Origin of the sequence: Montanilutibacter psychrotolerans, from assembly GCF_003719825.1 — a bacterium.
Taxonomy (GTDB): domain Bacteria; phylum Pseudomonadota; class Gammaproteobacteria; order Xanthomonadales; family Xanthomonadaceae; genus Montanilutibacter; species Montanilutibacter psychrotolerans.
Genome location: NZ_RIBS01000001.1, coordinates 403,350 through 427,088 on the forward strand (window position 1 = coordinate 403,350; position 23,739 = coordinate 427,088).

23 protein-coding genes and 2 tRNA genes are annotated in these 23,739 nt (G+C 64.8%); 17 read left to right on the forward strand and 8 right to left on the reverse strand.

Going from position 1 to position 23,739, the window contains the following annotated elements:
* The first annotated feature begins 170 nt into the window (after positions 1-170).
* From EER27_RS01690 to EER27_RS01715, 6 genes are read left to right on the forward strand one after another with little or no spacing between them, the layout of a single operon-like run.
* The gene (locus EER27_RS01690) at positions 171-797 is read left to right on the forward strand and encodes a GspH/FimT family pseudopilin (protein WP_123086286.1); all 627 of its coding nucleotides are present in this window, start codon (positions 171-173) and stop codon (positions 795-797) included.
* Positions 797-1,312 (forward strand): type IV pilus modification protein PilV, encoded by a 516-nt coding sequence (gene pilV / locus EER27_RS01695; RefSeq protein WP_223807121.1) that lies wholly within the window; start codon positions 797-799, stop codon positions 1,310-1,312. The genes EER27_RS01690 and pilV overlap by 1 nt, the downstream gene beginning before the upstream one ends.
* A 38-nt stretch (positions 1,313-1,350) precedes the next feature.
* On the forward strand, positions 1,351-2,319 hold the full coding sequence (locus EER27_RS01700; RefSeq protein ID WP_223807122.1) for a PilW family protein: 969 nt from the start codon (positions 1,351-1,353) through the stop codon (positions 2,317-2,319).
* 11 nt (positions 2,320-2,330) lie between these two features.
* A complete protein-coding gene (locus EER27_RS01705; protein WP_123086287.1) occupies positions 2,331-2,891 on the forward strand; it encodes a pilus assembly PilX family protein in 561 nt (186 codons plus the stop codon).
* A gap of 13 nt (positions 2,892-2,904) precedes the next feature.
* Positions 2,905-6,225, forward strand: a complete 3,321-nt coding sequence (locus tag EER27_RS01710; RefSeq protein WP_123086288.1) for a pilus assembly protein — start codon at positions 2,905-2,907, stop codon at positions 6,223-6,225.
* A 5-nt stretch (positions 6,226-6,230) separates the two neighbouring features.
* On the forward strand, positions 6,231-6,695 hold the full coding sequence (locus EER27_RS01715) for a type IV pilin protein (RefSeq protein WP_123086289.1): 465 nt from the start codon (positions 6,231-6,233) through the stop codon (positions 6,693-6,695).
* A gap of 494 nt (positions 6,696-7,189) precedes the next feature.
* Here the strand turns inward: EER27_RS01715 and EER27_RS01720 are convergent.
* Both EER27_RS01720 and EER27_RS01725 read right to left on the reverse strand, forming a co-directional pair.
* Positions 7,190-7,266, reverse strand: a tRNA-Asn gene (locus EER27_RS01720).
* A 45-nt stretch (positions 7,267-7,311) separates the two neighbouring features.
* Complete coding sequence (locus tag EER27_RS01725) at positions 7,312-7,848, reverse strand: GspH/FimT family pseudopilin (protein WP_190285592.1); 537 nt, start codon at positions 7,846-7,848, stop codon at positions 7,312-7,314.
* Positions 7,849-8,007: 159 nt separating this feature from the next.
* Here EER27_RS01725 and uvrB point away from each other — a divergent pair, with 159 nt between their 5' ends.
* From uvrB to EER27_RS01740, 3 genes are all read left to right on the forward strand, one after another.
* Positions 8,008-10,092, forward strand: coding sequence for an excinuclease ABC subunit UvrB (gene uvrB / locus EER27_RS01730; protein ID WP_123086291.1), 2,085 nt, complete (start codon positions 8,008-8,010; stop codon positions 10,090-10,092).
* 162 nt (positions 10,093-10,254) lie between these two features.
* Positions 10,255-10,329, forward strand: a tRNA-Val gene (locus EER27_RS01735).
* Positions 10,330-10,852: 523 nt separating this feature from the next.
* Positions 10,853-11,437, forward strand: coding sequence for a HEPN domain-containing protein (locus EER27_RS01740; protein ID WP_148040888.1), 585 nt, complete (start codon positions 10,853-10,855; stop codon positions 11,435-11,437).
* Positions 11,438-11,450: 13 nt separating this feature from the next.
* Here the strand turns inward: EER27_RS01740 and EER27_RS01745 are convergent, their stop codons facing one another.
* From EER27_RS01745 to EER27_RS01770, 6 genes are all read right to left on the reverse strand, one after another.
* A complete protein-coding gene (locus EER27_RS01745; protein WP_190285593.1) occupies positions 11,451-12,302 on the reverse strand; it encodes a CPBP family intramembrane glutamic endopeptidase in 852 nt (283 codons plus the stop codon).
* A 468-nt stretch (positions 12,303-12,770) separates the two neighbouring features.
* Positions 12,771-13,409: a PhoU domain-containing protein gene (locus EER27_RS01750; RefSeq protein ID WP_123086294.1), complete on the reverse strand. Its 639-nt coding sequence runs from the start codon at positions 13,407-13,409 to the stop codon at positions 12,771-12,773.
* Positions 13,410-13,430: 21 nt separating this feature from the next.
* On the reverse strand, positions 13,431-14,174 hold the full coding sequence (locus EER27_RS01755; protein WP_123086295.1) for an MIP/aquaporin family protein: 744 nt from the start codon (positions 14,172-14,174) through the stop codon (positions 13,431-13,433).
* Entirely contained in the window at positions 14,174-14,557 is a 384-nt protein-coding gene (locus EER27_RS01760; RefSeq protein WP_123086296.1) for an arsenate reductase ArsC, read from the reverse strand. The genes EER27_RS01755 and EER27_RS01760 overlap by 1 nt, the downstream gene beginning before the upstream one ends.
* A gap of 17 nt (positions 14,558-14,574) precedes the next feature.
* Complete coding sequence (locus EER27_RS01765) at positions 14,575-15,060, reverse strand: arsenate reductase ArsC (RefSeq protein ID WP_123086297.1); 486 nt, start codon at positions 15,058-15,060, stop codon at positions 14,575-14,577.
* Between the two features lie 18 nt (positions 15,061-15,078).
* Positions 15,079-15,414, reverse strand: a complete 336-nt coding sequence (locus EER27_RS01770; RefSeq protein WP_223807123.1) for an ArsR/SmtB family transcription factor — start codon at positions 15,412-15,414, stop codon at positions 15,079-15,081.
* A 115-nt stretch (positions 15,415-15,529) separates the two neighbouring features.
* Here EER27_RS01770 and EER27_RS01775 point away from each other — a divergent pair, with 115 nt between their 5' ends.
* The 8 genes from EER27_RS01775 to EER27_RS01810 all read left to right on the forward strand — a co-directional run bounded on the left by EER27_RS01775 (position 15,530) and on the right by EER27_RS01810 (position 23,732).
* Positions 15,530-16,063 (forward strand): MarR family winged helix-turn-helix transcriptional regulator, encoded by a 534-nt coding sequence (locus EER27_RS01775; RefSeq protein ID WP_123086660.1) that lies wholly within the window; start codon positions 15,530-15,532, stop codon positions 16,061-16,063.
* 43 nt (positions 16,064-16,106) lie between these two features.
* Entirely contained in the window at positions 16,107-16,646 is a 540-nt protein-coding gene (locus EER27_RS01780; protein ID WP_123086299.1) for an arsinothricin resistance N-acetyltransferase ArsN1 family A, read from the forward strand.
* Positions 16,647-16,657: 11 nt separating this feature from the next.
* Positions 16,658-18,133: an NAD(P)-binding domain-containing protein gene (locus EER27_RS01785; protein WP_123086300.1), complete on the forward strand. Its 1,476-nt coding sequence runs from the start codon at positions 16,658-16,660 to the stop codon at positions 18,131-18,133.
* An 11-nt stretch (positions 18,134-18,144) separates the two neighbouring features.
* Positions 18,145-19,038, forward strand: coding sequence for a sterol desaturase family protein (locus EER27_RS01790; RefSeq protein ID WP_148040889.1), 894 nt, complete (start codon positions 18,145-18,147; stop codon positions 19,036-19,038).
* Positions 19,039-19,098: 60 nt separating this feature from the next.
* Entirely contained in the window at positions 19,099-20,778 is a 1,680-nt protein-coding gene (locus EER27_RS01795; RefSeq protein WP_425480811.1) for an alkaline phosphatase family protein, read from the forward strand.
* On the forward strand, positions 20,778-21,425 hold the full coding sequence (locus EER27_RS01800) for a hypothetical protein (RefSeq protein WP_123086303.1): 648 nt from the start codon (positions 20,778-20,780) through the stop codon (positions 21,423-21,425). Before EER27_RS01795 ends, EER27_RS01800 begins: the two co-directional genes overlap by 1 nt.
* Positions 21,426-22,042: 617 nt before the next feature.
* On the forward strand, positions 22,043-22,984 hold the full coding sequence (locus EER27_RS01805; protein WP_123086304.1) for a sigma 54-interacting transcriptional regulator: 942 nt from the start codon (positions 22,043-22,045) through the stop codon (positions 22,982-22,984).
* Positions 22,985-23,435: 451 nt separating this feature from the next.
* Positions 23,436-23,732, forward strand: coding sequence for a hypothetical protein (locus EER27_RS01810; RefSeq protein WP_123086305.1), 297 nt, complete (start codon positions 23,436-23,438; stop codon positions 23,730-23,732).
* Positions 23,733-23,739 lie beyond the last annotated feature (7 nt).

A 23,739-nucleotide genomic window follows, 5' to 3' on the forward strand; every position in this document is an offset into this window, starting at 1 on the left:
ACGCCGCCGCGTCGCGCGGCCTTATGCCCGGGCCCCGCACCATGCCTTGGCGGCGCTGGTTCCGGCGACCCGTGCCGCTGGCACCCGCCGCCCGGCCGCCCATCGGGCATGTCTGGCAAGCAACCGGACCCTGACCTACCTTTCATGAGCCGCTTGTCCGGGAACTCCCAATGCTCTCCTCCAAGAACCCATCCCCGCCGCTCCGTCGCTCATTGCCGGCACGCCTCGCGGCGGGCTTCACGTTGGTCGAGCTGCTGGTGGTCATCATCATCCTGGCCGTGGTGATGGCGATCGGCTTCCCCAGCTTCACCGCGGTCTTCAACAACAACCGCCTCAGCAGCACCGCCAACGAGGTGGTGGCCTCGGTCCAGATCGCCCGGATCGAAGCGGTTCGCCGCAATACCCGCGTCATCTTATGCAACAGCGCCGACGGCGCTACCTGCACGAACGTCGCGGCGGGAGTCGCCTGGACCGGTTGGATCGTGCTGGTGCCCGATGGCAATGGCGACGGCACGGCCAACGACCCGCTGCTGCTTCGCCGGGGCGAGCCGCCGCCGCGCGTCCAGCTGCGCGCCAGCGACGCGCTCGCCACCGGCCAGCTGGTGTTCCGTTCGGATGGCTATGCGCGCAATGGCACGGCCGGCAACGCGCCGCTCGCCAATGGGTCGGTCGCCGTTTGCATCGTGACCACCCGGCCTGCGCAGAACGAGCGCATGGTCGCCGTCGCCGCCGGCAGCCGCATTTCCACCCGCGTCCTGAACGGCGCCGGCGCCTGCGACAAACCAACCGACGCCTGATGACCAGCACCAGCGTGACCCTGATGACCTCCCGGAGTCCTGACATGCCGTTCCGACGGAACCCCTATCGATCTCCAGCGAAAAGCCGCGGCGCCAGCCTGATCGAAGTGCTGATCGCCGTGCTGATCATGGCCATCGGCCTGCTCGGCATCGCCGCGCTGCAGGCGACCACGCTGAAGAACTCGCAGAGCGCGCTGCAGCGTAGCCAGGCGGTGGTGCAGACCTACGCCATCCTCGACTCGATGCGCGCCAACGCAACCGTGGCCCGTGCCGGGGGCTACAACATGGGAAAGGTGTGCGCCACGCCCGCGGCCGCCGCCAGCCTTGCCAGCCAGGACATCAACGCGTGGTTCCTGTCCATGAAGGGCGCGCTCGGCGACTTTGCCTCCACCTGCGGCCAAGTCAACTGCGCGGCCAACGTGTGCACCGTCACGGTGTTCTGGGACGACTCCCGCGGCTCCGGTGACTCCGCCACCCTGCAAGCCCACAGCATCGCGACGACGACACAGATATGAATACTCAACCTTCGTACTCTGGCCCCGCCTCGCGGGACATGCGTGGCTTCAGCCTCATCGAGTTGATGATTTCGCTGATCCTGGGCCTGCTCGTCGTGGGCGGCGCGATCGGCATGTTCATGTCCAACAAGCGGACATACAACACGACGGAGAATCTGGGCCGCATCCAGGAAAACGCCCGGGTCGCCTTCGAACTCATGGCCCGCGAAGTGCGCGAAGCCGCCGGCACCCCCTGCGCCAAGAACCTGCCGGTGGCCAATGTCCTCAACGGCGCCGGTACCGATTGGTGGAACAACTGGGGTCGGGGCGTGTTCGGTTTCGAAAACGGCGCACTGGCCGGCAGCGTGCCGGGCACCGACGCGATCGAGCTGCTTTCCGGCGAGTCCACGGGCGTGAGCGTTGTCGATCACGTCACCAGCTCGGCGCAGTTCAAGGTCAATACGGTCAACCACGGCATCGAGGACTTCGACGTCCTGATGGTGTGCGACTACAGCCAGGCGTCGATCTTCCAGGTCACCAACGCCAGCGACACCAACGTCACGATCGTCCACAACACCGGCAACGTCAGTGAAGGCCCGGGCAACTGCACCAAGGCGCTGGGTCTGCCGGTGAACTGCACCGCGCCCAACCCGCAGCAGCCGTACAAGCTGTATGCCAAGAATTCCCAGATCGTGAAGCTGCACGCCGCGCGCTGGTATATCGGTGCCAACACCAACGGTGGACGGTCGCTCTACCGCATCACCATGCGGCGCGGTGTGGCGCAGCCGGCAGAGGAAGTCGCCGAGGGCATCCAGGACATGCAGATCACCTACCTGGTCGGCGGCGCGACGTCCTACGTGGCGGCAGCGGCTGGCACCAACTGGGCCAACGTGACCGCGGTGCGCATCGTGCTGACGATTGAGACTGCACGCGGCGGGCAACAGGGCCGGGAATTGCGCGACACCAGCAACAACATCCTGACGCGAACGCTCACCCACACCGTCACCCTGCGCAACCGCATGTCGTGAGTACAGCAGCCATGAATGCAAAATCGTATTTCCGTTCCAGGGGCAGGAGCGCGATCCGCGCGCCGCAGCAGCAGCGCGGCATCGCCCTGGTGGTGGTGCTCATCCTTCTGTTGGTGATGACCCTGCTCGGGTTGGCCAGCCTGCGCGGCACCCTGCTCGAGGAGCGCATGAGCGCCAACCTCTTTGACCGCAGCCTGGGATTCCAGGCGGCCGAAGCCGCGTTGCGCGTGGCCGAAACCAGCCTGACGCTTCCGGCTACCCGCTCGGCGTTTCCCAGCAGCGGCTGCAGCAACGGACTGTGCGCCACGCCTGACCCGGAGACGGCGCCCACGCCGCTCTGGCAGGACGCCAGTTTCGCGGGATGGCGGACCGTCACGGTCGATCTGGGTGACCTTGCCGTCGATCCGTCGTACTACATCGAATACATGGGCGAATCGCCGAAGGATTTCTTCTGCGATCGCAAGCGGCCGCGTCAGCCCGATTGCATGACGCCTCGCTACCGAATCACCGCGCAGAGTGCTGGTACCGATCGTGCGCAGGTCCTGCTGCAGTCCAGCTACGCCGCACAGTAAGCGGAGAACCGACATGACCAACAACAAGACCCGTGCACAGCAGCGCTTCCCCGCGTTGCCACTGCTTTCCGCCTGCATCGCGACCGTGCTCGGTCTGCCGGTGCATGCCGCCATGACGTTGCCGCCCACGCCGCTGCAGTTCGCGGACCCGGTGGCGCCGAACGTGCTGTTCATCCTCGACGATTCCGGGTCGATGAACTGGTACAGCATGCCCGGCAGTACAGGCACCAGCTCCGAAGCAGGCCTGTCGGACAGCATCGCGATGCGTTCGTCGATGCGCAATACGGTCTACTACAACCCGGCGATCACTTACACCGGCTGGAAGAAGGTCGACAGTGCCGGCACGGTGACGACCCTGGCCAGCACGCCGCGCACCGCGGTGTACTCGGATGCCAATCTCGCCTCGGGTTCGACGATCAACCTGTTGGCCCAAGGGCGCGACTACACGTTCTATGTGTACAACGGCGGTTCCATCACCACCAACTCGAGCTACACGCGCTACGTCCTCGACGCCAACGGAACGGGCAGCGGCACCGATGCCCGCAGTTGCACGTGGGACGGAAGCAGCTGGATCTGCAACAGCATCACCACGTTCCCGTTCGGCAACACGCTCGACTCGATCGCCGAGCAGTGGACCAATTTTGCCAACTGGTACTCCTACCACAGCACCCGCATGAAGGCGGCCAAGGCGGGCGCCAGTCAGGCGTTCTCCGAACTGGAGGGCGCCAAGTACCGCACCGGCTTCAGCACGATCTGGAACGGCACCAACGGCTACAACAGCACCACCCAGATGCGCATTCCGGTGGGAACCGATGACGGCAAGTTCATCGGCAACAACCGCGCCACCTGGTTCAACAACCTGCACGCGACGCGCGCCAACAACGGCACCCCGTTGCTTCCGGCGCTGACCCGGGCGGGTGATTACTTCAAGGAAACCGGCGCCGACGGCCCGTATGGCGGCACGCTCGACGTCAACAACAACCAGCTGCAGTGCCGGCAGAACTTCTCGATCCTGACCACCGACGGCTACTGGAACAGCGGTTCCAGCAGCGTCGGCAACACCGACGGCACCGACGGCGTCGACATCGCGCGTCCCGACGGTACAACCGACAAGTACGTGGCCGCGGCACCGTTCAGCGACACCAACTCGACCACGCTGGCCGACGTCGCGATGTACTACTGGAAGAACGACCTGCGTCCGGACTCGGCGATGAGCAACATCGTCCCCACGTCGGCCAAGGACGGGGCGTTCTGGCAGCACATGGTCACCTTCGGCATCTCGATCGGCCTGAAGGGCACGGTGGACCAGTCCTCCGTCGCGCAGGTGCTGGCAGACGGCAGCCCGAAGATCGGCGGGACCAACGTCGCCTGGCCGAACCCGATGGACGCCGAGGACGACGAGCGCATCGACGACCTGCTGCATGCGGCGGTCAACGGTCGCGGCGAGTTCATCGCAGCCACCAACCCGACGGCGTTCACCGCCGGCCTGCGCGATGCGCTGGCGGCGATCAACAACCAGCAGGCCTCGCGCTCGAACCTCGCGGCCAACAGCTCGTCGATCAATGGCAACACCCGCGTCTACGTGGCCAGCTACACCGGTGGACAGTGGACGGGTGAGCTGGCAGCGCACTCGATCACCGCACCGGCCGGTACGACCAACCCGCCGCTGTTCAAGGCGACGATCCAGATGCCGGCGTACACCTCCCGCCAGTTCTTCACCTGGGGGACCACCGGTACCTCGTTCCCCACGACGGCTCAGGCCACCGCGCTGGGCGGCACCAACATCGTCAACTACCTCAAGGGCGACCAGTCGCTCGAACAGGGCGGCGGCACGGGCACGTACCGTCAGCGCCTCACCGTGCTGGGCGACATCGTCCACAGCTCGCCGGTCTTCGTGCGGGGCATGAGTGCGACGGGCACACCGGACCCGACGCGCGACACGATCTACGTCGGCGCCAACGACGGCATGCTGCATGCGTTCAATGCCGACCTGACCGAGCGCTTCGCCTACGTTCCGGGCAGCACCAACATGACCGCGCTGGCCTCGTTGAGCTCGCCGGCCTACGTGCACAAGTGGTTTACCGACGGCCCGCTGGTCGTTTCGGATCGCCTCGACACCAAGTCGACGACGTACCCGAACGGCCGCGACATCCTGGTCGGCTTCATGGGCCGCGGTGGCAAGGGGCTGTACGCCCTGGACGTCACCAGCCCGACGACGTTTGCGGCCACCAACATCCTGTGGGACCGCTCCGAGACGACGTCCGCCTGGTCCACCCACGCCAACGATCTGGGCTACATGGTAGGCCGGCCGTTCATCGCCAAGCTCAACAACGGCAAGACCGGCGTGGTCTTCGGCAATGGCGTCAACAGCACCAATGACACCGCGTCGCTGTTCGTGGTCGACATCGAAGACGGCACCATCCTGAAGAAGATCTCGGTGGCGGGCGCCAACAACGCGATGTTCACGCCCAAGGGCTGGGACAACGAGGGCGATGGCGACATCGACGTGGTGTACGCAGGCGACCTGCGCGGCAACATGTGGAAGTTCGACCTGAGCGACAGCAATCCCAACCAATGGGGTAACGCGATCAGCGGCAACAACCCGTTGTTCAGCGCCACCGACAGTGCCAACAAGGCCCAGCCCATCGTTAGCGTTCCCGAGATCGCGATGGATCCGACGACCTTCAAGCGCTGGGTGTTCTTCGGTACCGGCAAGTTCCTCGAAGCCACCGACCCGGGCAATCGTGACGTCCAGACCTGGTACGGCATCATCGACGCAGGCGCCAACATCGGTGCCCGCGGCACCAACCTCAGCCTGCGCAAGCTCAACGTGGCCGGCACCGGCACCAACGGTCGCCCCGTGCGCGGTTTCGAGGCCAACAAGCCGCTCGATACCGGCAAGGAGAAGGGCTGGTTCATCGATCTGCTCGATCCCGCCAGCACGCCGCCCAAGGCGGAAGGCGAGCGCATGATGGGCGTGAACCAGGAACGTTCCGGCGTGCTGATCGCGAGCAGCGGTATTCCCAGCGACAATCCCTGCAATCCGACGGGTCGCGGCTATCTCTATGCGCTGGATGCCTTCACCGGCACCTCGCTCAAGGAGAACTACTTCGATCTGGACGGTGATGGCAACTTCACCGACGATACGGTCGGCTCCGGTGGTAACCAGGTCGGTGTCGGCGGCGTCGATCTCGGCGTTGGCATGGTCGGAGACCCGCTGGTGCAGGACGGTCTGGTGACGGTCCCCGGCTCGACGAGTGGCACCGGATCGGCGCCGGTACGCAACACCGGACAGATTGGTCGTATCTCCTGGCGTGAACTCTTGAAGGATTGAGAAAAATGACCGTATCCGTCGCCAACAAGCGCTCCCGGACCTCGCACCACGGTGGTCGGGCCAGCCGAGGTTTCTCCTTGCTCGAACTGATGATCGTGGTGGTGGTGATTGCCATCCTGGCGGGCATCGCGATGACCCGCTACGAGGACTCGATGGTCCGATCCAGGCGGGCGACCGCGTCGGCCTGCATGTTGGAGGCGGCGCAGTTCATGGAGCGCTTCTACACCACCAACCTGCGGTACCACCAGACCGTCACCGGCGTTGCGGTTGCGTTGCCGGCGCTGACCTGTGCCAACGACCTGCGGGGGCACTACACCATCGCCCTGAATGCCGTGGCGGCGCAGACCTACACGATTCGGGCGACACCGCAGGGACGTCAGGCCGCAAAGGATACGAAGTGCGGCAATCTGTCGATGAACCAGGCGGGCACCAAGTCGGCCTCTGGCACTGCCGGCGACTGCTTCAAGTAACCCCTTCCTGCACGATCTGAAGTACAAAAAAAGCCCGGGATCTCCCGGGCTTTTTTTGTTTGTGACCAGGGGGCGGCGGGCGACCACCGGGGCATCTGCCGACCGCCGACCGAACCTCCGAACTTCGCAGTTCCAGCGTGGCGCGCCGGCATCCGGAGGCCGGACCGCAATGCCCTCGGTCGCCACGTCGGCCCGGAAATGCAGGGGGCAGTGGCGGTCGGGTAGCGAGGCAGAGGGCGCCTTGGCTTGCGTCAGGCGGGGAGGCGCGCCGGCCGTTGCTCGCGTACGGCGCGGGTTCACGTGCGGCGCAATGCCCGGCCGCCCGTGTTGGAGGGCAATGGCGGGACGCCCGCGGGCTTCCGATCGGCGCCCCGCTGACTGGGCCGATGCTCACAAACCAGGCATTGTCCTAGGGCGCGCCCTGGCGTTCAGCCGAAATCGCACGCAAAAGAAAACGGCTTGCATCGCTGCAAGCCGTTCTCGTAAAACAAATCTGGCGCCCGAAGTTGGACTCGAACCAACGACCCCCTGATTAACAGTCAAGTGCTCTAACCGGCTGAGCTATTCGGGCGGGGTGCGTATTGTAGCCCGGCTTCGGCCACGGTCAACCCTCTTTTCAAAGATTGAACGGACATCGTGTGCCGGGCGCATCGGGACGCTCGATCCGCACGCGCCCGGCGTTGTTGATCACGACCTTGCCGACGGACTGCCCGTCGGCGCGCCGGCACAGGGCGAGTGTGGTGTTGCTCCCGGAAGCGCGCCCATCGGGCAGGTAGCGCACACGGCGACGGCCATCGCTGCCGCGCACGCTGATCGCGCCGTCGCGCTGGCTGTGCTCCAGCACCCGCTCGACCGACGCCGGGTCCGGATCGCGACCGGGGTCCAGATAGACGATCCAGCCGGCATCCCAGGTTGAATCGCGCCTGCAGTGCGAGCCGTCATTGCTCGGACAGACCGTGACCGCATGGCCGCGATCAATGGCGGCCATGCGCGCGGTGGCCAACGCAACGGTCAGTTGGTGCGAAGCGCTGGCGGCCTGTGCGTTGCGCATCACGGTGGCAAACGCAGGGATTGCCGCAAGCAGGGTGATGCCAACCACGGCGAGCGTCGTGGCGAGTTCCACCAGCGTGAAGGCGGCATCGTTGCGAGCCATAGGGGTTGGGGTTCGTGAGGGGGCTACAGCTTCCTTGCACGTGCACCGCGCCGCGAGCGGCGATTCCGAGATCTGGGGGTAGGGAAATGCCGTGACAGTCCCCATCTCCATGCCGGAATACACTCGCCATTAGAGCCCACGGATCCCATGCCGAATACGATGAGCGACAGCCAGGAAGCCGAAACGAATGCTCCCGTCCAGTCCCGGTTCGCACCGGGTCATGTGCTGGCCGGCGACGGCAGGTTCGAGCTGGTGTCGCCGTACTCGCCGGCGGGCGATCAGCCGGCGGCGATCGAGAAGCTCGTCGCGGGTTTCGAGGGCGGCCTCGCGCACCAGACCCTGCTGGGCGTGACGGGCTCGGGCAAGACCTACACGATCGCCAACGTGATCCAGCGGGTGCAGAAGCCGACCCTGGTGATGGCGCCAAACAAGACGCTGGCCGCGCAGTTGTACGGCGAGTTCAAGGCGTTTTTCCCGCACAACGCCGTCGAATACTTCGTCAGCTATTACGACTACTACCAGCCCGAAGCCTACATCCCCTCGTCGGACACGTTCATCGACAAGGACAGCTCGGTCAACGAGCACATCGAGCAGATGCGCCTGTCGGCGACCAAGGCGCTGCTCGAGCGTCGCGACGCGATCATCGTGTGCACCGTCTCGGCGATCTACGGGCTGGGCGATCCCAACGAATATTTCCGCATGGTGCTGCACATGGTGCGGGGCGAGCGCATCGACCAGCGCGAGCTGATCCGCCGCCTCACCGAGATGCAGTACAGCCGCAACGACACCGAACTGCGCCGCGGCACCTACCGCGTGCGCGGCGAGGTCATCGACGTGCATCCGGCCGAGAGCGATTCGGAGGCGGTGCGCATCGAGCTGTTCGACGGCGAGATCGAGGCCGTCACCGCGTTCGATCCGCTGACCGGCGAAACCCTGCGCAAGCTGCCGCGCTACACGATCTATCCCAAGTCGCATTACGTGACGACACGCCGCACCGTGCTCGACGCGGTTACGGCGATCAAGGACGAACTGCGCGTGCGCCTGGAGCAGCTGTACGCGCAGAACAAGCTCGTCGAAGCCCAGCGGCTGGCGCAACGCACCCAGTTCGATCTGGAGATGCTGGCCGAGGTGGGCTACTGCAACGGCGTGGAGAACTATTCGCGCCATCTGACCGGGCACATGCCCGGCGAGCCGCCGCCGTGCCTGTTCGACTACCTGCCGCCGGACGCATTGCTGGTCTGCGACGAGTCGCACGTGACCGTTCCGCAGATCGGCGCGATGTACAAGGGCGACCGGTCGCGCAAGGAAACGCTGGTCGAGTTCGGTTTCCGCCTGCCATCCGCGCTCGACAACCGCCCGTTGAAGTTCGAGGAGTGGGAAGGGCGGTCGCCGCGCGCGATCTTCGTGTCGGCGACGCCGGGCTCGTACGAACTCAACAAGGCCGAGAACGAGATCACCGAACTGGTGGTGCGCCCGACCGGACTGATCGATCCGGCGGTCGAGATCCGCCCGGTGGCGACCCAGGTGGACGACGTGCTGGGCGAGATCAACAAGCGCGTCGCGATGGGCGACCGCGTGCTGATCACCACGCTGACCAAGCGCATGTCCGAGAACCTTACCGACTACCTCGGCGAGCACGGCATCCGGGTGCGCTACCTGCATTCGGACATCGAGACCGTCGAGCGAGTCGAGATCATTCGCGACCTGCGCCTGGGCAAGTTCGACGTGCTGGTCGGCATCAACCTGTTGCGCGAAGGCCTGGACATGCCGGAGGTGTCGCTGGTGGCGATCCTCGACGCGGACAAGGAGGGCTTCCTGCGCTCGGCCGGTTCGCTGATCCAGACCATTGGCCGCGCCGCGCGCAACGTGCGCGGCAAGGCGATCCTCTACGCCGATCGCGTCACCAACTCGATGCGCAAGGCCATCGACGAAACCGACCGGCGCCGTGCCAAGCAGGTCGAGTACAACGCCGAGCACGGCATCACGCCGACGTCGGTGATTCGCCCGATCGTCGACATCATGGAAGGCGCCCGCGCCGAACCCGATGCGAAGGCGCGCGACAAGAGCCGCAAGGTGGCCGAGGACGCCCGCGAGTACGCCGCGCTGACCCCGGGCCAACTGGCGGCCCGGATCAAGGCGCTGGAGCAGAAGATGTACCAGCACGCCCGCGATCTCGAATTCGAGCAGGCCGCCGCCGTCCGGGACCAGCTGCGTCAGCTCAAGGATGCGAGCTTCAACGCCTGAGTGGCGTGGTGGCGGGCCGTCGGAGCGGGCCCGGCAGGCCGCCGCGACCGGCCCCGCCGCCGGGATGCAATTTCGTGCATCGAAAGTGTTGTCGACGGCTGCGGGCTGGGCTACACTGCGCGCCCCTCGCCGGGTGATGTGAAGTACGGATTCCGGCGAAATGGGCGGTTAGCTCAGCGGTAGAGCACTACCTTGACATGGTAGGGGTCACAGGTTCGAACCCTGTACCGCCCACCAATTAAATCAACGGCTTCAGCCGTTTTTTAGTTGAATGTCCTTCCGGCTAGTACGGAAAACCACGAAAGACCGTCCTGTCAAAGGGGCGGTTTTTTCGTTTCTGAGGGTGGTCCGGTGCCGCCCGCAGCTCAACTCGCTCGCTTCTCTCCAGGGCCAATAGTTGGGCTGATCTGCTGATATGGGTGTTAAGTCAACGCCAGGTCGCGGTATCGCCGACTCGCGACCGCCTGCTAAACCTGAAGTAAGGGAGGGTTCGAGACTCCCGTCAGCCTCCTGTATGGCAAGCCGGTCCAGCCGCGGCTGCGGGCCGCGACCTTCACGATGGTTGCTGCTAGTGTCCATTCGAATTGCGCAGCTAGTGCTCGCGCTCGACCGCGACAGGCGGGGCGATTCAACCTTCTCGTGACAGATCATCAAGGATGGAAACTTCATGGCGAAGACGAGGACCGCAGCGCACTGGACTTCAAAATCTACAAAAGCTATCGCGCACGTAGACGATGGCTTGAAGGTGGTAGACAGCCTGATGAGCTACGTGAAGGCAGGGCAGGGAAAGCCATCCACGAAGGAGAGGGCGCTCTTCGCTGCCTCTGTCGTGTTCACGTATGGAATCTGGGAGAACTATGTCGAACAGCTTGCATTGGAGCTGGCCGGACACGTCGCGACGATCATACGGCCGGAGAACGTCCCAGAAGAGGTCAAGAAGGTCCTGGAGAAGAAGACCGCATGGGAGTTGGCCATTTCTCCCGGGTGGAAGGAGTTGTGGCTCGCGTACGTCCGAGAAAAAGCCATCGGCGACGACTCAGACAAGTTCGGCATGAATACCGCGCGTGCAGGTCAGGTCAAGCACCTGCTGAGCTTGGCCGGCGTGAAGAATGCCTTTGACGGGGTCGAGGATGGTATCGCTCCACCCCACTTAGACTCGAAGAAGCGAAACGCGATAGATGCGGTAGAGGCATTGGTCACGCTCAGGGGTGAGATAGTGCATACCGGCAAGGTGCCCGATGAGCTGTCGAAGGGGCGTGTTATCGAATGGCGAGGGTTCATCGAACAGCTGACCAAGAAGATTGATGCCTCATGTAGAACGCAGTGCCAAGCGATCCTCTCTTAAGGAGGCATCGCGCCTAATTGGGCGTATGCGGACGCCTGACCATCCCGTCGACGCCATCGATCCCCTGTGCTTGCGCTTTCACCAGGCGATCCCTCGAACGCGCCAGCGTCCACAACACCGCCAGAGCGGCACTAACCAGCACCATCGTGATCAAGGAAGATTCCGGGCCAAATCTTCCGCCGGTCAACCAGTCGGGTCCTTGGTATCGGCTGGCAATCGGCGCCAGTGACACCCAGTCGCCAAGACCGGAAAGCGGCACACCCGTCAGGATGATCGAGAAATTCCAGGCGGCATGGTTGGCCGCCACTACCCAAAGATTGCGCGAGAGCACGAACACCAAGGTCCAGAAGGCGCCGACCAGCGTGACCGAGACGACGGTGGTGATCAGCTCCACCGTGCTCGCACCGTCCTCGATGTTCTCGAGGTGCCCCAGCCCGAACAGCAACGACTGCAGGAACAGGGCGATGGCGGTGCCCCAGGCGTTCTCCAGCACGCGAAAAAGGATGCCGCGGTAGACAACCTCTTCGAGCATTGCCGCGACCACGATCAAGCCGGCAGCACTCAGTAACCCGTCTTGCATGCCTCGATAGGCGGTGACTTCGTAGGCGCCCAGTGCGAACAGAAGCAGTGCGGCGAGCAGGATCAGGCCGGCGCCGGTTAGTCCGCCAATGGCGATACCTCGCGGCGTTGGACGAAGCTCGTCGACCTTTCGCTTCTCGTAGAAGCGCACGTAGGCCCAGTACGACAACAGCAGGAAGGACAGGATGCCGATGCGCCGCAGGAAGCTGGTCAACGCCTCTCCCGGATGAAACACGGACACGATTGCCGGCAACAGCAGGAGCCGGAATGCCTGCACGCCCGCCACGATGGCTGCCGATGCCAGCAGCAAGCGCAGGCCAACCTGTCCTGCCAAGCGAAGTTGAAACATTGGTCACCATCCCTAGTCTGTCGCTACGACGAATCACCGCGACTGGCGAATGCGCTCGGCGGCTCAGGTGGCAACGCTAGGGAACTCAGGAATGCATGAATAGGCGCGATGCGACAGATCGCCCTTTTGGGGTGACAGACGCGGGAATAGCGCGACGTACGTACTGGCCCGCGTTTGCCGATGTCGGTACCTGCGAGCATCGCGGATTGCGGCCTGGGCCACCCTGCCCAGGCGACCGTCCGCCTCTCATGACGTTGTGCGAAGCAGGCGACCGTGCGAGGCGTCGGGTGCCAAACACATGACACGTCCCAGAGGGATGCCTCGACAGCGGCGATGTGTCGTTGCAGTCAACGACCCGACGCAAGCGTTTGTCGCCTCACGTGGGCTGCTTGCAGTGGCCAGCCGCTAGGCACGTGAGACCAGCGCGACGACTTCCTCGCGCAAGGTCATCGAGTGGCCGCTGATGCGCTCCAGCAGTTTAGCGGTCGACAACATCGCGGCCAGATGGCCTGGAACCTCGCCGCGTTCCGCGACGTCGTCAAAGCATTCCTTCAGCAACAGCTCGTACCAGTTGTCGAGCTCGATGTCCCGTTTCAAGGTGCGTTCGGCAAGGGAATCGACGCGGGCGGCCAACGCTTCCTGCGCAGTGGTGAACTGCAGAAGGGCGAGTTCCGCCATGTGATGCAGTTGGCCCGCCAGTTCGTCTGGCAGGTTTGCGTTCGCTATCGCCATGGCGGAACCGCCCAATTGGTCTGCCATGCGATCAACGTGGCGCAGGCTGGCGCTCATCTGGACAACTGAGATAGCGAACTGTGTGACGTCATCGGCATTCGCCGATCGTCCCGCAAGGCCGACAGCATCGCGTTCAAGGCTATGCAGCTCTCCTTCGATGCGGCTCTCTTTACGATGGACGTCACGGGCCAGTCGAGCATCGTTGCGCTCCAGCGCGCGGACGGCATCAGCAAGCTGCTGCTGAACTTCACGAAATGCTGCGGCCAGTCGGGCCCGCAGTGCTTCACGTTCACCATCGAAGTTGGTGTTCATGGCGACCTCCTTGCGGACGCCCTAGGAGAGATCCCTCGCGGCCGACAGGGACTCGGACTCGTCTTCCGTACGCTTCTCGGAAGGGGCCGGCACTGCGGCGGGCGCCTCAACGTCGACAGGCTTCAACCAACTGGCGGCTGCACAGCCGGCGAGCATGCCGATCAACTGGGCGCCGACGAACCCCAGTACGTCGTCCGGGCGAATGCCAGCGAACGTCTGAGTCAGCGAACGCGCCAGCGTCACGGCAGGATTGGCGAACGACGTGCTGGCGGTGAACCAGTAGGCGGCGAAGATGTAGCTGGCCACCAGCACCGGAATGGCCGCGGGGCGGTGGCGAATGCCTAGCAGGATGGTCAGAAGCAAGCCAAAGGTGGCGACGGCTTCGCTGATCCACTGGGGCACACCGGTTCGCACGTGCGTGCCCGGCTGGATGAGCGGGAGATCGAACATGGCATGGGCCAACAACACGCCTGCGATCGCCGCGACGACCTGCACGGCGATGTAGGCCGCCGCTTCGACGTTGCCCAGTTCGCCGCGAAGACGCATGGCCAGGGTTACGGCCGGATTGAAGTGCGCACCGGAGATCGGTCCAAACAGAACGATCAGAACGTACAGGGCGCCTGCAGTGGCGCCTGCGTTGGCAAGCAACGCGATGGCATCGTTTCCACCCGCGAGTGCGACACCCATGATGCCCGAGCCGACCACGGTGGCCAGAAGCAATGCCGTGCCGATGAATTCGGCGACCAGTTTGCGCGACAGGTTCATCACAGCGCCGCCAGCAGCGATTTCACGCGAGACGAGATGTCATCGCGAACCGCGCGATAGGCTTCATCGTCCATATGCTTCGGATCGGGCAAGCCCCAATCCTCGCGACGCTTGGCCGGCACCCAGGGGCAGTTGTCACCGCAGCCCATCGTGATCACGGCATCGAATTCGCCATCGATCTCGTCGAGCGACTTGGAGTCGTGCGTCGTCAAGTCATAGCCGAGCTCCGACATGAAGCGGATCGCCTTGGGGTTGATGACGCCGGAGGGCTTGGAGCCGGCGCTGAGGGCATCCACATGATCGCCACCATGGATGTGGGCAAAGGCCTCCGCCATCTGGCTTCGGTTCGAGTTTTCGACGCAGACGAACAACACACGCTTCATGGGATTCATCGAAAGGGTTAGGTTTCTTGGGCGATTTGGCGCAACTGCTGTTCTTGGGCGAGGCGGTCAAGCTTGTCTAAAGGCAACGCCAGCAGTAGTTCGATGCGACGACGCAGCGTCAACCACGCGTGCTTGAAGGCTTGCGTATCGTCAGGGGTCAATGCCGGATCGGGAACGCCCCAGTGCGCGATCGCGGGGTGCCCAGGCCACACGGGACAGGTTTCGCCGGCCGCGTTGTCGCAAACGGTGATGACGAAATCCATTTCGGGCGCTCCGGTCGCGGCGAATTCGTCCCAACTCTTGGTACGCAACGACTCGGCGGAAACGCCCAGGTCGGTGATGAGCTGAGCGGCCAGCGGTTGCACGTGGGTGCCTGGTCGGCTCCCGGCGCTGTAGGCACGGATGCGACCCTTGCTCATGTAGTTGAGCAACGCTTCAGCCATCTGGCTGCGCGCGGAATTGCCGGTGCAGAGGAACAGGGCGTTGTAGGTGCGTTCGGTCATGGCGCGATCTGGTGGCAGTTAGAGCGAAGTGGTTGACTTGCCGGGTACGCACACAGCAACGGGATCGCAGCTCGCGGTGCCGCCACAGCAGTTCTCGGTGAGATAGGCCAGCAGGGCGTTCATCTGCAGGTAGTTGGCGCGCACCCGGATCACGCGACCCTCGCGCTGGTCGTGGACCAGGGCGGCGGCGCGCAGCACGTTGAGTTGGGCCGTCAACGTCGCCGGCGGGAGGTCCATCTTTTCGCGCAGCTCGCCGACCGACAGCCCGTCGGCGCCGGCCTGGATCAGGTGGCGATAGGCGGCCAGCCGGGACTCGTGGCTGAGGGCGCCGAGGGCGTGGACGGCGTTCTTCATCTCCATGATTCGAGTATTCCGGAATTGACGAATAGATTCAATCCCGGCGCTCATAGCGGCTTGACACGGTCGGCGTGGCGTCGATATGGTTGCGACTGACAACTGTATTGCGTCCATGACCAAGACCGCCACCAAGCCGCTTCCCCGCACCCCCAGCCTCCAGAAGGAGGCTGAGGCGCTGCACGCGGCCGTGTCGGATCTTGTCCGGATCTACCAGTTCCGGGACCGCGACAAGATCTGTTGCTACGACATCTCGGTTACCCAGTGCTACGCGCTCGAGGTTCTGGTCGAACGCGGCCCCTGTCGGAGCCAGGCCTTGGCCGAAGCGCTCCGCTTGGACAAGAGCACGACCACCCGCGTGGTCGATGCGCTGGCACGAAAGGGTTACGTGGAACGCCTGCCGGATTCGGAAGACGCTCGAGCGGTCTCGCTCCGTGTCACCTCCGAGGGGCGCACGCTGTACGAGCGGATCAACAGCGAGCTCATCGCGCAGCAGATCGACCTGATCCAGGACCTCGACCCGGACGTTTGCGCGGCCGCGACAGAGATTCTCAAGCGCCTCGCGCGTGCTGCCAAAGCCCGCTTCGTGTCCGGCGTCAGCGTCGGTAGCTGCGCGCCCGCCTGCGGCACCGACGGTAAGTGCGGGTGAGTGTTCTTTTGTCCGATTGGTTGCTACTAACAACAGGTGACGCATGATTGAGATTCGCCCTGCAGTTCCCACCGACGCGCCGGCCATCACTGCCATCTACAACCAAGGCATCGCCGAACGCTCCTCCACGTTCGAAACCGTCCCGCGACGGGTCGAAGACATCGCCCTGCGTCTGGGCGAGATCGAGCGCTATCCCCTGTTGGTCGCTGTCGATCAAACAGGCGCCGTAGTTGGTTGGGCCGGGTTGAGCAGCTACAGGCCGCGGGACTGCTACGCCGGTATCGGCGAGTTCTCCGTGTACCTGGCTGCCGATGCTCGCGGCCGGGGCATCGGTCGCCAGTTGCTCGCGGCGTTGATCCAGGTGGCACGAGATCGCGGCTACTGGAAGGTGCTGTCGCGCATCTTTCTGTTCAACACCGCCAGCCGGGCGCTGTGCCGTTCGGTCGGCTTTCGCGAAGTGGGGATCTACGAGAAGCACGGGCAGCTCGAAGGCCGCTGGCTTGACGTCGTCATCGTCGAGCGGCTGATCCCGGAAAACATCCCCGCAACTGCGCCGGCGGCTGAAGCCGCCACATTCGTCTGAAGGAGACCGCGATGAATGCTGCACTCCCTGTTGTCGTGATTGGTGCCGGCCCGGTGGGGCTGGCGGCCGCAGCTAACCTGCGTGAGCGCGGACTCACGCCGCTCGTCCTGGAGGCCGGCAACTCGGTCGGCGCCGGCATGCTGCGCTGGGCACACGTGCGGATGTTCTCGCCGTGGGAATTCGCTATCGATCGCGCGTCTAGCAGTTTGCTGGCCAAACACGGCTGGACCGCTCCGGAGCCGTCGCAGTTTCCTACCGGTGGCGAAGTGGTCGAGCACTATCTGAAGCCGCTCGCTGCCACGCCCGAGATCCAGCCGAACATTCGCCTCAATGCTCGTGTCGTTGCGGTGAGCAAGCAGCGGCGCGATCGGATGAAAGACACCCAGCGAAACGAAGTTCCGTTTCTGGTGCGCTACGTCGATGGAGCGGGTGAGCACGAAGTTCTGGCGCAGGCGGTCATCGATGCTTCGGGAACGATCGACACGCCCAATCCCATGGGGGCCTCCGGTGTGCCCGCCATTGGCGAGCGCGCAATGCAGGATCGGGTCTTCTACGGGATGCCCGACGTGCTCGGCGCCCATCGCGAGCGGTATGCCGGCAAGCGCGTTCTGGTGATCGGCAGCGGGCACTCCGCGTTCAACGTGCTCAGTGATCTGGCGCGCCTGACTCGCCAGGTTCCCGGGATGCAGATCGAGTGGGCGATTCGCCGCCCGTCGTTGCACCGCGTGCTGGGCGGCGGCGAACACGACCAGCTCAAGGAGCGCGGCCGTCTGGGTTTGACGATTGGCAAGCTGGTCGACGATGGCGTGCTGCACGTGACGACCAACTTCCATCTCGATCGACTGGAAGCTGCCGCGGATGGCATCGTGGCGCACGGAGAAGGCAAGCAGATCCGTCCCGTCGACGAGATCGTCGCATCGACCGGCTTCCGCCCTGACCTGAGCGTGCTGTCCGAGCTGCGCATCGCCCTGGACCACGGCACACAGGCGCCGGTCGCGCTGGCGCCGTTGATCGATCCGAACCTGCACAGCTGCGGCAGCGTGCGGCCGCACGGCGCCGAGGAACTCAAGCACCCGGATGCCGGCGTGTACATCGTTGGCATGAAGAGCTATGGCCGGGCGCCAACGTTCCTGCTGATGACCGGTTATGAGCAGGTACGTTCGGTGGTTGCCGCTGTCGCCGGCGACTGGGAAGCCGCACGTCGCGTCGAGTTGGTACTGCCGGAGACCGGCGTGTGCATCACCCAGTTCACGGAAGAAGACGCGATCGAAGCGAAAAATTCCTGCTGCGCTCCAGCACCCGTTGCGAAAGCGCCCATCCCTGAAGCTCAATCCCGCAATGGTTGTTGCGGCGGTCCGGCGCCAAACAACGTCGATGCCTGCTGCGCCATCGACGCAGACGCCAAGGCCGAAGGCAAGTCTGGCTGTGGCTGCGGCTCGAAGGCCGCTCCAGTTGCAGGACCTCGCGCGGTGGCGTGCTGCAAGTGACCGACCTGCGAATGAAGTGGCTGATTTCACGAACCCTGTTGGGCGCCGTTGTTGTCGGCAATGTGGCGCTCTTCCTTCTGGCCCGGCAATCGGGCTGGAACCTGGAGCTGGTGGTGCTGCTGGGCACGTTGGGGACGCTGGTCTTGGCATGCGGGTTGGAGCACGTGCTGCCGCATGACGGACGATGGGGCGGCTTGCGGAAAGACACCGCCACCGACCTGGCCAGCGCCGCCATCATCGTGGCGATAGTCGATCCCGCGCTCAAATACGGTGGGCCGCTGGTGGCGGTCTGGGGCTGGCAGCTATTCGGCTGGTCGACCCCATTGGGTGACTGGCTGACCACGCAGCCCTATGTCCCGCAGCTGCTCGCCGTCATCGTGCTGAGTGAGCTGGGGCGGTACTGGGCGCATCGCTGGCATCACACGCACGGCTGGCTGTGGAAGCTGCATGCGTTGCATCACAGCAGTGAGCGTCTGTACGCGCTCAACAACTTTCGTTTTCACCCGCTGAACTACCTCAACAACTTTCTCCTGGGTGTGTTCCCGCTACTGCTGTTGGGCGTTCCCTCTGACGTCTTGCTTGGCTACCTGGCCGTGAGCCAGCCGGTACTGATGCTGCAGCACGCCAATCTGGACCTGCGCAGCGGCTGGTTGAACTACCTTTTCAGCACCAACGAAGTGCACCGTTGGCACCACTCCACGGTGCCGGCCGAAGCGAACCGGAACTACGGATATGCATTGGTTCTCTGGGACCACGTCTTTGGCACTTTCCATTACGCGCCGTCGCGAAATGCTCCGCGCCGGATCGGACTGTTTGCCCAGAGTGCCGGCTTTCCCGCACACGCCGGCTACCTGGCCCAGTTGGCGGACGCTTTCCGGCCTGGCTGCTGCGAACTGCGCAAGTGACCTGGAGGGAGACGCGGGCGGTCCTTCAAACCGTCACCGCGGGCAGAGGCCAGTTGGCTTCTGAGAACCTCTTCTCGTTTGTCGTCCGGGTGCAATGCCACCGCAATAGAGGGGCAGCAGGCTGGGCCGCCATCCTCCAAGGCGGATACCGCGATGCGTTACCTGGGTCTTGTATTGAGTTGCGCCGTTGTCACGGCGCTGGCCGCCGCACCCGGCATGGCCGAGAGCCCGCAGCAGTGGTACCGCGAGGGTGCCAAGGCCGCACGCGATGGCGCTGCCTTGCGTGGCAACGAACGTCCCGCCAAGAACGTGATCTTGTTCGTTGGCGACGGCATGGGCATCTCGACAGTGTCCGCTGCCCGCATCCTCGAGGGCCAGTTGAGGGGGCTCAATGGCGAGGAGAACGCGCTGAGCTTCGAGCGCTTCCCGTACCTGAGTCTCTCCAAGACCTATTCGGTCGACGGCCAGACTGCCGACTCCGCGCCGACCATGAGCGCGATGATGACCGGCATCAAGACCAACCAGGGCGTCATCAACGTCACCCAGAACGCGCGTTACAACGACTGCGCTTCGTCGCGAGGTCAAGGCGTCGCCACGCTGCTGGAGTTCTCCGAAGCGATGGGTCTGGCGACGGGCGTGGTCAGTACCGCTCGCATCACCCACGCGACGCCGGCTGCGACGTTCTCGCACACGCCGAACCGTGATTGGGAAAGCGACGCCGAACTCACCGCCGAGGCCAAGGCGAGCGGCTGCAAGGACATCGCCTCGCAGCTGATCGACTTCCCGTTTGGCGACGGCATCGAAGTGGCGCTCGGCGGCGGTCGCGGCTACTTCCTTCCGAACACCGTCAATGATCCGGAAGAACCTGGTGCCAAGGGTCGCCGCAAGGACGGCCGCAATTTGCCCGCCGAGTGGGCCAGCCAGCCGCAGTCCGCTTACGTGTGGAACAAGGCGCAGTTCGACGCGATCGACCCGCGCAGAACGCGCCACCTGCTGGGCCTGTTCGAACGTTCGCACATGGAGTACGAGTACGACCGTCCGGTGGACGGCGGCAAGGAACCAAGCTTGGCCGAAATGACCGGCAAGGCGATCGACATCCTCAACGCCAGCGGCAAGAAGGGCTACTTCCTCATGGTAGAGGCCGGCCGCATCGACCACGCCCACCACGCCGGCAATGCCTCGCGTGCGCTCAGCGACACGATCGCGCTGTCCGACGCGGTGCGTGTGGCCACCAGCAAGTCGTCCGCGCGGGACACGTTGATCATCGTCACTGCCGACCACAGCCACACCTTCACCATTGCCGGCTACCCGGATCGTGGCAACGACATTCTTGGCAAGGTTGTCACGGACGGACAGATCGCGCGTGATCGCAACGGCAGGCCGTACACCACGTTGGGCTACGCCAACGGCCCGGGCTACCGTGCGCCGGGTCCGCGCCCGGATCTGTCGCTGGTGGACACCACCAATCCGAACTTCCTCCAGGAGGCCACCGTGCCGCTGGACTCGGAAACGCACGCCGCGGAAGACGTTGCCATCTATGCGCGCGGCCCCGGTGCGCATGCCTTCCAGGGCGTGGTCGAGCAGAACGTGATTTTCCATGTGATGGCGCAGTCGGAACAGGGTGTCAGCAGCTTCCTGTGCTTCCTGTACGGCAGCTGCGGCAAGAGCGCCAAGACCGTGACGCCACCGTTGCTCGTCGATGACCTGCGCGCGGGTATGACGAAGGCCGCTTCACGCTGATGCTGATGCGCTTGGGAGCGTTGGCCGTACTGTGCCTCGCCGGTCCGTTGTGGGCCGGCGAGACGGCAGGAGATGTGGCCGATCAGGGTCTGGTCTGGGTCGCTGAGTATCAGTTGCATGACGCTCAAGGCGATCGCACGCTGGTCGTGGCGCGTGATGAGAAGCGCGTGGAATATCGCACGCCCGGTGAGCCCATTCGTGCGTGGCAGCAAGGGAGTGATGGCGTGGTCCATCGCCAGATCTTCCCCGCGGATCGCAAGGTGGTGGTCTACACCCCCGGCGACCTGCGCGCATTGGGGCATGTGGTTGCGTGGCCGAAGCTGAGCGGACTGGTCGATCCGACGCTGCTCGACCAGATGCAAGCCGTGGGCGATACGCGGATCGCAGGTGAGGCTGCCCAGCGCTATCGGGGTGCGAAAGATGGGCTACGGATAGAGCTGTCGTGGCTATCGACGGCTGCCCTGCCGGCGCACTACCAAAGCGGCAGGGGCAAGGGCCGGTTCGAACTCACGCTGCGGAAACTGGAGCGTCGTGCGGCTGACGAGGCATTCACGGCAACGGACGAATACCGCGAATTGGATTTCGCCGACATCGGTGACATGGAACTGGACCCGTTCGCCAAGCGCTACATCCTTCAGGGCTTCTAAGGGCGGCTTCGTCGCGCGCTCACCGTCAGTCGGTGAGCGCGGCCGCGTTGCCGGCGATGTCCCGCGCGTGATCGCCCATGCGCGCTCCAAGGTGCGAGCCATTCAGTAGCGGCATCAAGTCCGCCGGGCCGCCGCCGCGATCCACTGCGTCGCCGAATCGGCGGGCGATACGTTCTTCGGTGGCTTACGCGATTCCTCGTCGGCGTCCAGCGCCGCCAGACACTCGCATACCGGCCGCATCTGGGACGACTCTCGATCCCAGTTCGCTTCAAGGGTGCCGGTGTAGCTCGCGCGGAGCCGGCCCGGGGAAGAACATTCGTGGCGCGAGCCGACGAGCGGCTCATGGCCGCAAATTCCGACGACGGCCGTGAAGTAATGGGTCGGTGCCGTTCCGCCGCGTTGGTACCAGAGGTGCGGTGGGTCCCTCAACGACTGGCCCGGTTCGGCCAGGCGCCGATGCATGCACGCGCGACATGGTGATGTCGAGTGGGCAGGCGTATCGTCGGCGGGCGGCATTCTGGTCTGCATTGGATGATGCAGGCGGCTGTGGCGACGTGCTGCGGTGGCGTGTTGGCCGCCACTCTCTGGTTCATCATGGACGTGAATGGAGAAGCCTCATGATCGGCCGATCGCCAGCCTTCGTCAGGGCGTTGGAGCGACTGGAAAAGATCGCGGCCTGCGATGCCACGGTGCTGATCGAAGGGGAGACGGGAACCGGAAAGGAGCTCGTCGCCCGCGCCATCCACTATCAGGGCCTACGGCGCGAACAAGCGTTCATTCCGGTCAACTGCGGCGCACTTCCCGACAGCCTGCTTGAGAACGAACTGTTCGGCCACGCGCGCGGCGCCTACACCGATGCGCGCAGCGACCAACCCGGGCTGGTCGAGCTGGCCGAGGGCGGCAGCCTCTTCCTCGACGAGATCGACGCGCTGACGCCGAAGGCGCAGATCACGCTGCTGCGTTTCCTGCAGGATCAGCGCTATCGTCCGCTTGGCAGTCAGCGCGAGCGTTCGGCCAACGTGCGCATCATCGCGGCCAGCAACCGCTGCCTGGAGGCGTTGTCGGTGGATGGCAGCTTCCGCCTCGACCTGCTGTACCGCCTCCGCCTGCTGCACCTGCAGCTGCCCCCGCTGCGCGAACGCCACGGCGACGCGGCACTGCTGTGCAGTCACTTCATCGATGCGGCCAGCCGGCGGTTTGGCGGGCCGGTGCGACCGCTCGATGCCGACACGCTGGCATGGATCGACTTCCACGCGTGGCCCGGCAACGTACGCGAGCTCGAGAACCTGGTCTTCCAGGCGTTCCTGGTGTGCGATGGCCCCAGCATTTCGATCCCGCGACCGGCGGGGCTCGATGCGGTCGAGCCCGGCGGAATTGGCGGTATTGGCGAGCTCAGCTACCGATGTGCGAAAGACCGCGCGATCGCCGCGTTCGAGGCGTACTTCCTGACACGCGCCATGCAGCGCGCCAGCGGCAACGTGTCGGCCGCGGCACGCCTGATCGGCACCGAACGGCGGCACCTCGGCCGATTGCTCAAGAAGCACGGCATCGAGCACTGAGGCGATGTCGCCAGATGCTGCGTGACGGCGCCTGGCGACGCACGCTGGCAGCGCCGTTTCCCATGCCCTGAAGTCCCGCCATCCGGCGCTGCGCGTCGGATCGCCTCGTGCTGGCTGACGCCGGCCACGAAGGCGCACGCGCTCGGACGCGGGTGCACGCACGGTCCACGCCGATGACGACCCGTACCCGTGACGGCGTGGCGCGGCCCGCCGAATGCCCGATGTCGGCTGGGCGATGTGCCGACAACGGGGTGGGGGCGGGGACACCCACCCCGGGTGCGCGCGGCCTCACCCGCGCGAACGTTGATGCGAGATCGAAACCTGCGCCTGTGCGGCGTTTCCGCCTGGGCGCCGGCGCACCCGCCCGGTCCGTCGCTCGGCGCGGCAGCCCTTTGCGGGCGGGCCTTTGCGCGCCTTTCGACATTGGCACGGCGTTTGCTTCGGTCAACCTGTGGCCGATTCGACGACAGCGTTCGAGAACGGCGAAGCGGGCGATGCGAACCGGGTGCGCAAGGCGGCGGTCCGAGAGGCCGTGCAGCGGTACCTGCTCCGGCATCCGCAGGCTTCGGACACGAGTGCGGGCATCGGTGCGTGGTGGCTCGTCGAGGCAGGTGTCGAAGCCGCCCCGGCGTTGGTCGAACAAGTGCTGGAGGCGATGGTGCGGGAAGGGCAGATAGGCAGGATCCGGTTGGCAGACGACACGGTGATCTACACCCGTCGTCCGGCATCCGACCAGATCCAGGGATAGCAGTGAT

Bases quoted from the DNA above. Each gene is read 5' to 3' on its own strand.
- EER27_RS01780 (WP_123086299.1), top strand. From the start codon at position 16,107: ATGATTGAGATTCGCCCTGCAGTTCCCACCGACGCGCCGGCCATCACT.
- EER27_RS01785 (WP_123086300.1), top strand. From the start codon at position 16,658: ATGAATGCTGCACTCCCTGTTGTCGTGATTGGTGCCGGCCCGGTGGGG.
- pilV (WP_223807121.1), top strand. From the start codon at position 797: ATGACCAGCACCAGCGTGACCCTGATGACCTCCCGGAGTCCTGACATG.
- EER27_RS01740 (WP_148040888.1), top strand. From the start codon at position 10,853: ATGAGCTACGTGAAGGCAGGGCAGGGAAAGCCATCCACGAAGGAGAGG.
- EER27_RS01690 (WP_123086286.1), top strand. From the start codon at position 171: ATGCTCTCCTCCAAGAACCCATCCCCGCCGCTCCGTCGCTCATTGCCG.
- EER27_RS01750 (WP_123086294.1), bottom strand. From the start codon at position 13,409: ATGAACACCAACTTCGATGGTGAACGTGAAGCACTGCGGGCCCGACTG.
- uvrB (WP_123086291.1), top strand. From the start codon at position 8,008: ATGAGCGACAGCCAGGAAGCCGAAACGAATGCTCCCGTCCAGTCCCGG.
- EER27_RS01710 (WP_123086288.1), top strand. From the start codon at position 2,905: ATGACCAACAACAAGACCCGTGCACAGCAGCGCTTCCCCGCGTTGCCA.
- EER27_RS01715 (WP_123086289.1), top strand. From the start codon at position 6,231: ATGACCGTATCCGTCGCCAACAAGCGCTCCCGGACCTCGCACCACGGT.
- EER27_RS01725 (WP_190285592.1), bottom strand. From the start codon at position 7,848: ATGGCTCGCAACGATGCCGCCTTCACGCTGGTGGAACTCGCCACGACG.
- EER27_RS01770 (WP_223807123.1), bottom strand. From the start codon at position 15,414: ATGAAGAACGCCGTCCACGCCCTCGGCGCCCTCAGCCACGAGTCCCGG.
- EER27_RS01775 (WP_123086660.1), top strand. From the start codon at position 15,530: ATGACCAAGACCGCCACCAAGCCGCTTCCCCGCACCCCCAGCCTCCAG.
- EER27_RS01760 (WP_123086296.1), bottom strand. From the start codon at position 14,557: ATGAAGCGTGTGTTGTTCGTCTGCGTCGAAAACTCGAACCGAAGCCAG.
- EER27_RS01755 (WP_123086295.1), bottom strand. From the start codon at position 14,174: ATGAACCTGTCGCGCAAACTGGTCGCCGAATTCATCGGCACGGCATTG.
- EER27_RS01805 (WP_123086304.1), top strand. From the start codon at position 22,043: ATGATCGGCCGATCGCCAGCCTTCGTCAGGGCGTTGGAGCGACTGGAA.
- EER27_RS01800 (WP_123086303.1), top strand. From the start codon at position 20,778: ATGCTGATGCGCTTGGGAGCGTTGGCCGTACTGTGCCTCGCCGGTCCG.
- EER27_RS01790 (WP_148040889.1), top strand. From the start codon at position 18,145: ATGAAGTGGCTGATTTCACGAACCCTGTTGGGCGCCGTTGTTGTCGGC.
- EER27_RS01765 (WP_123086297.1), bottom strand. From the start codon at position 15,060: ATGACCGAACGCACCTACAACGCCCTGTTCCTCTGCACCGGCAATTCC.
- EER27_RS01700 (WP_223807122.1), top strand. From the start codon at position 1,351: ATGCGTGGCTTCAGCCTCATCGAGTTGATGATTTCGCTGATCCTGGGC.
- EER27_RS01705 (WP_123086287.1), top strand. From the start codon at position 2,331: ATGAATGCAAAATCGTATTTCCGTTCCAGGGGCAGGAGCGCGATCCGC.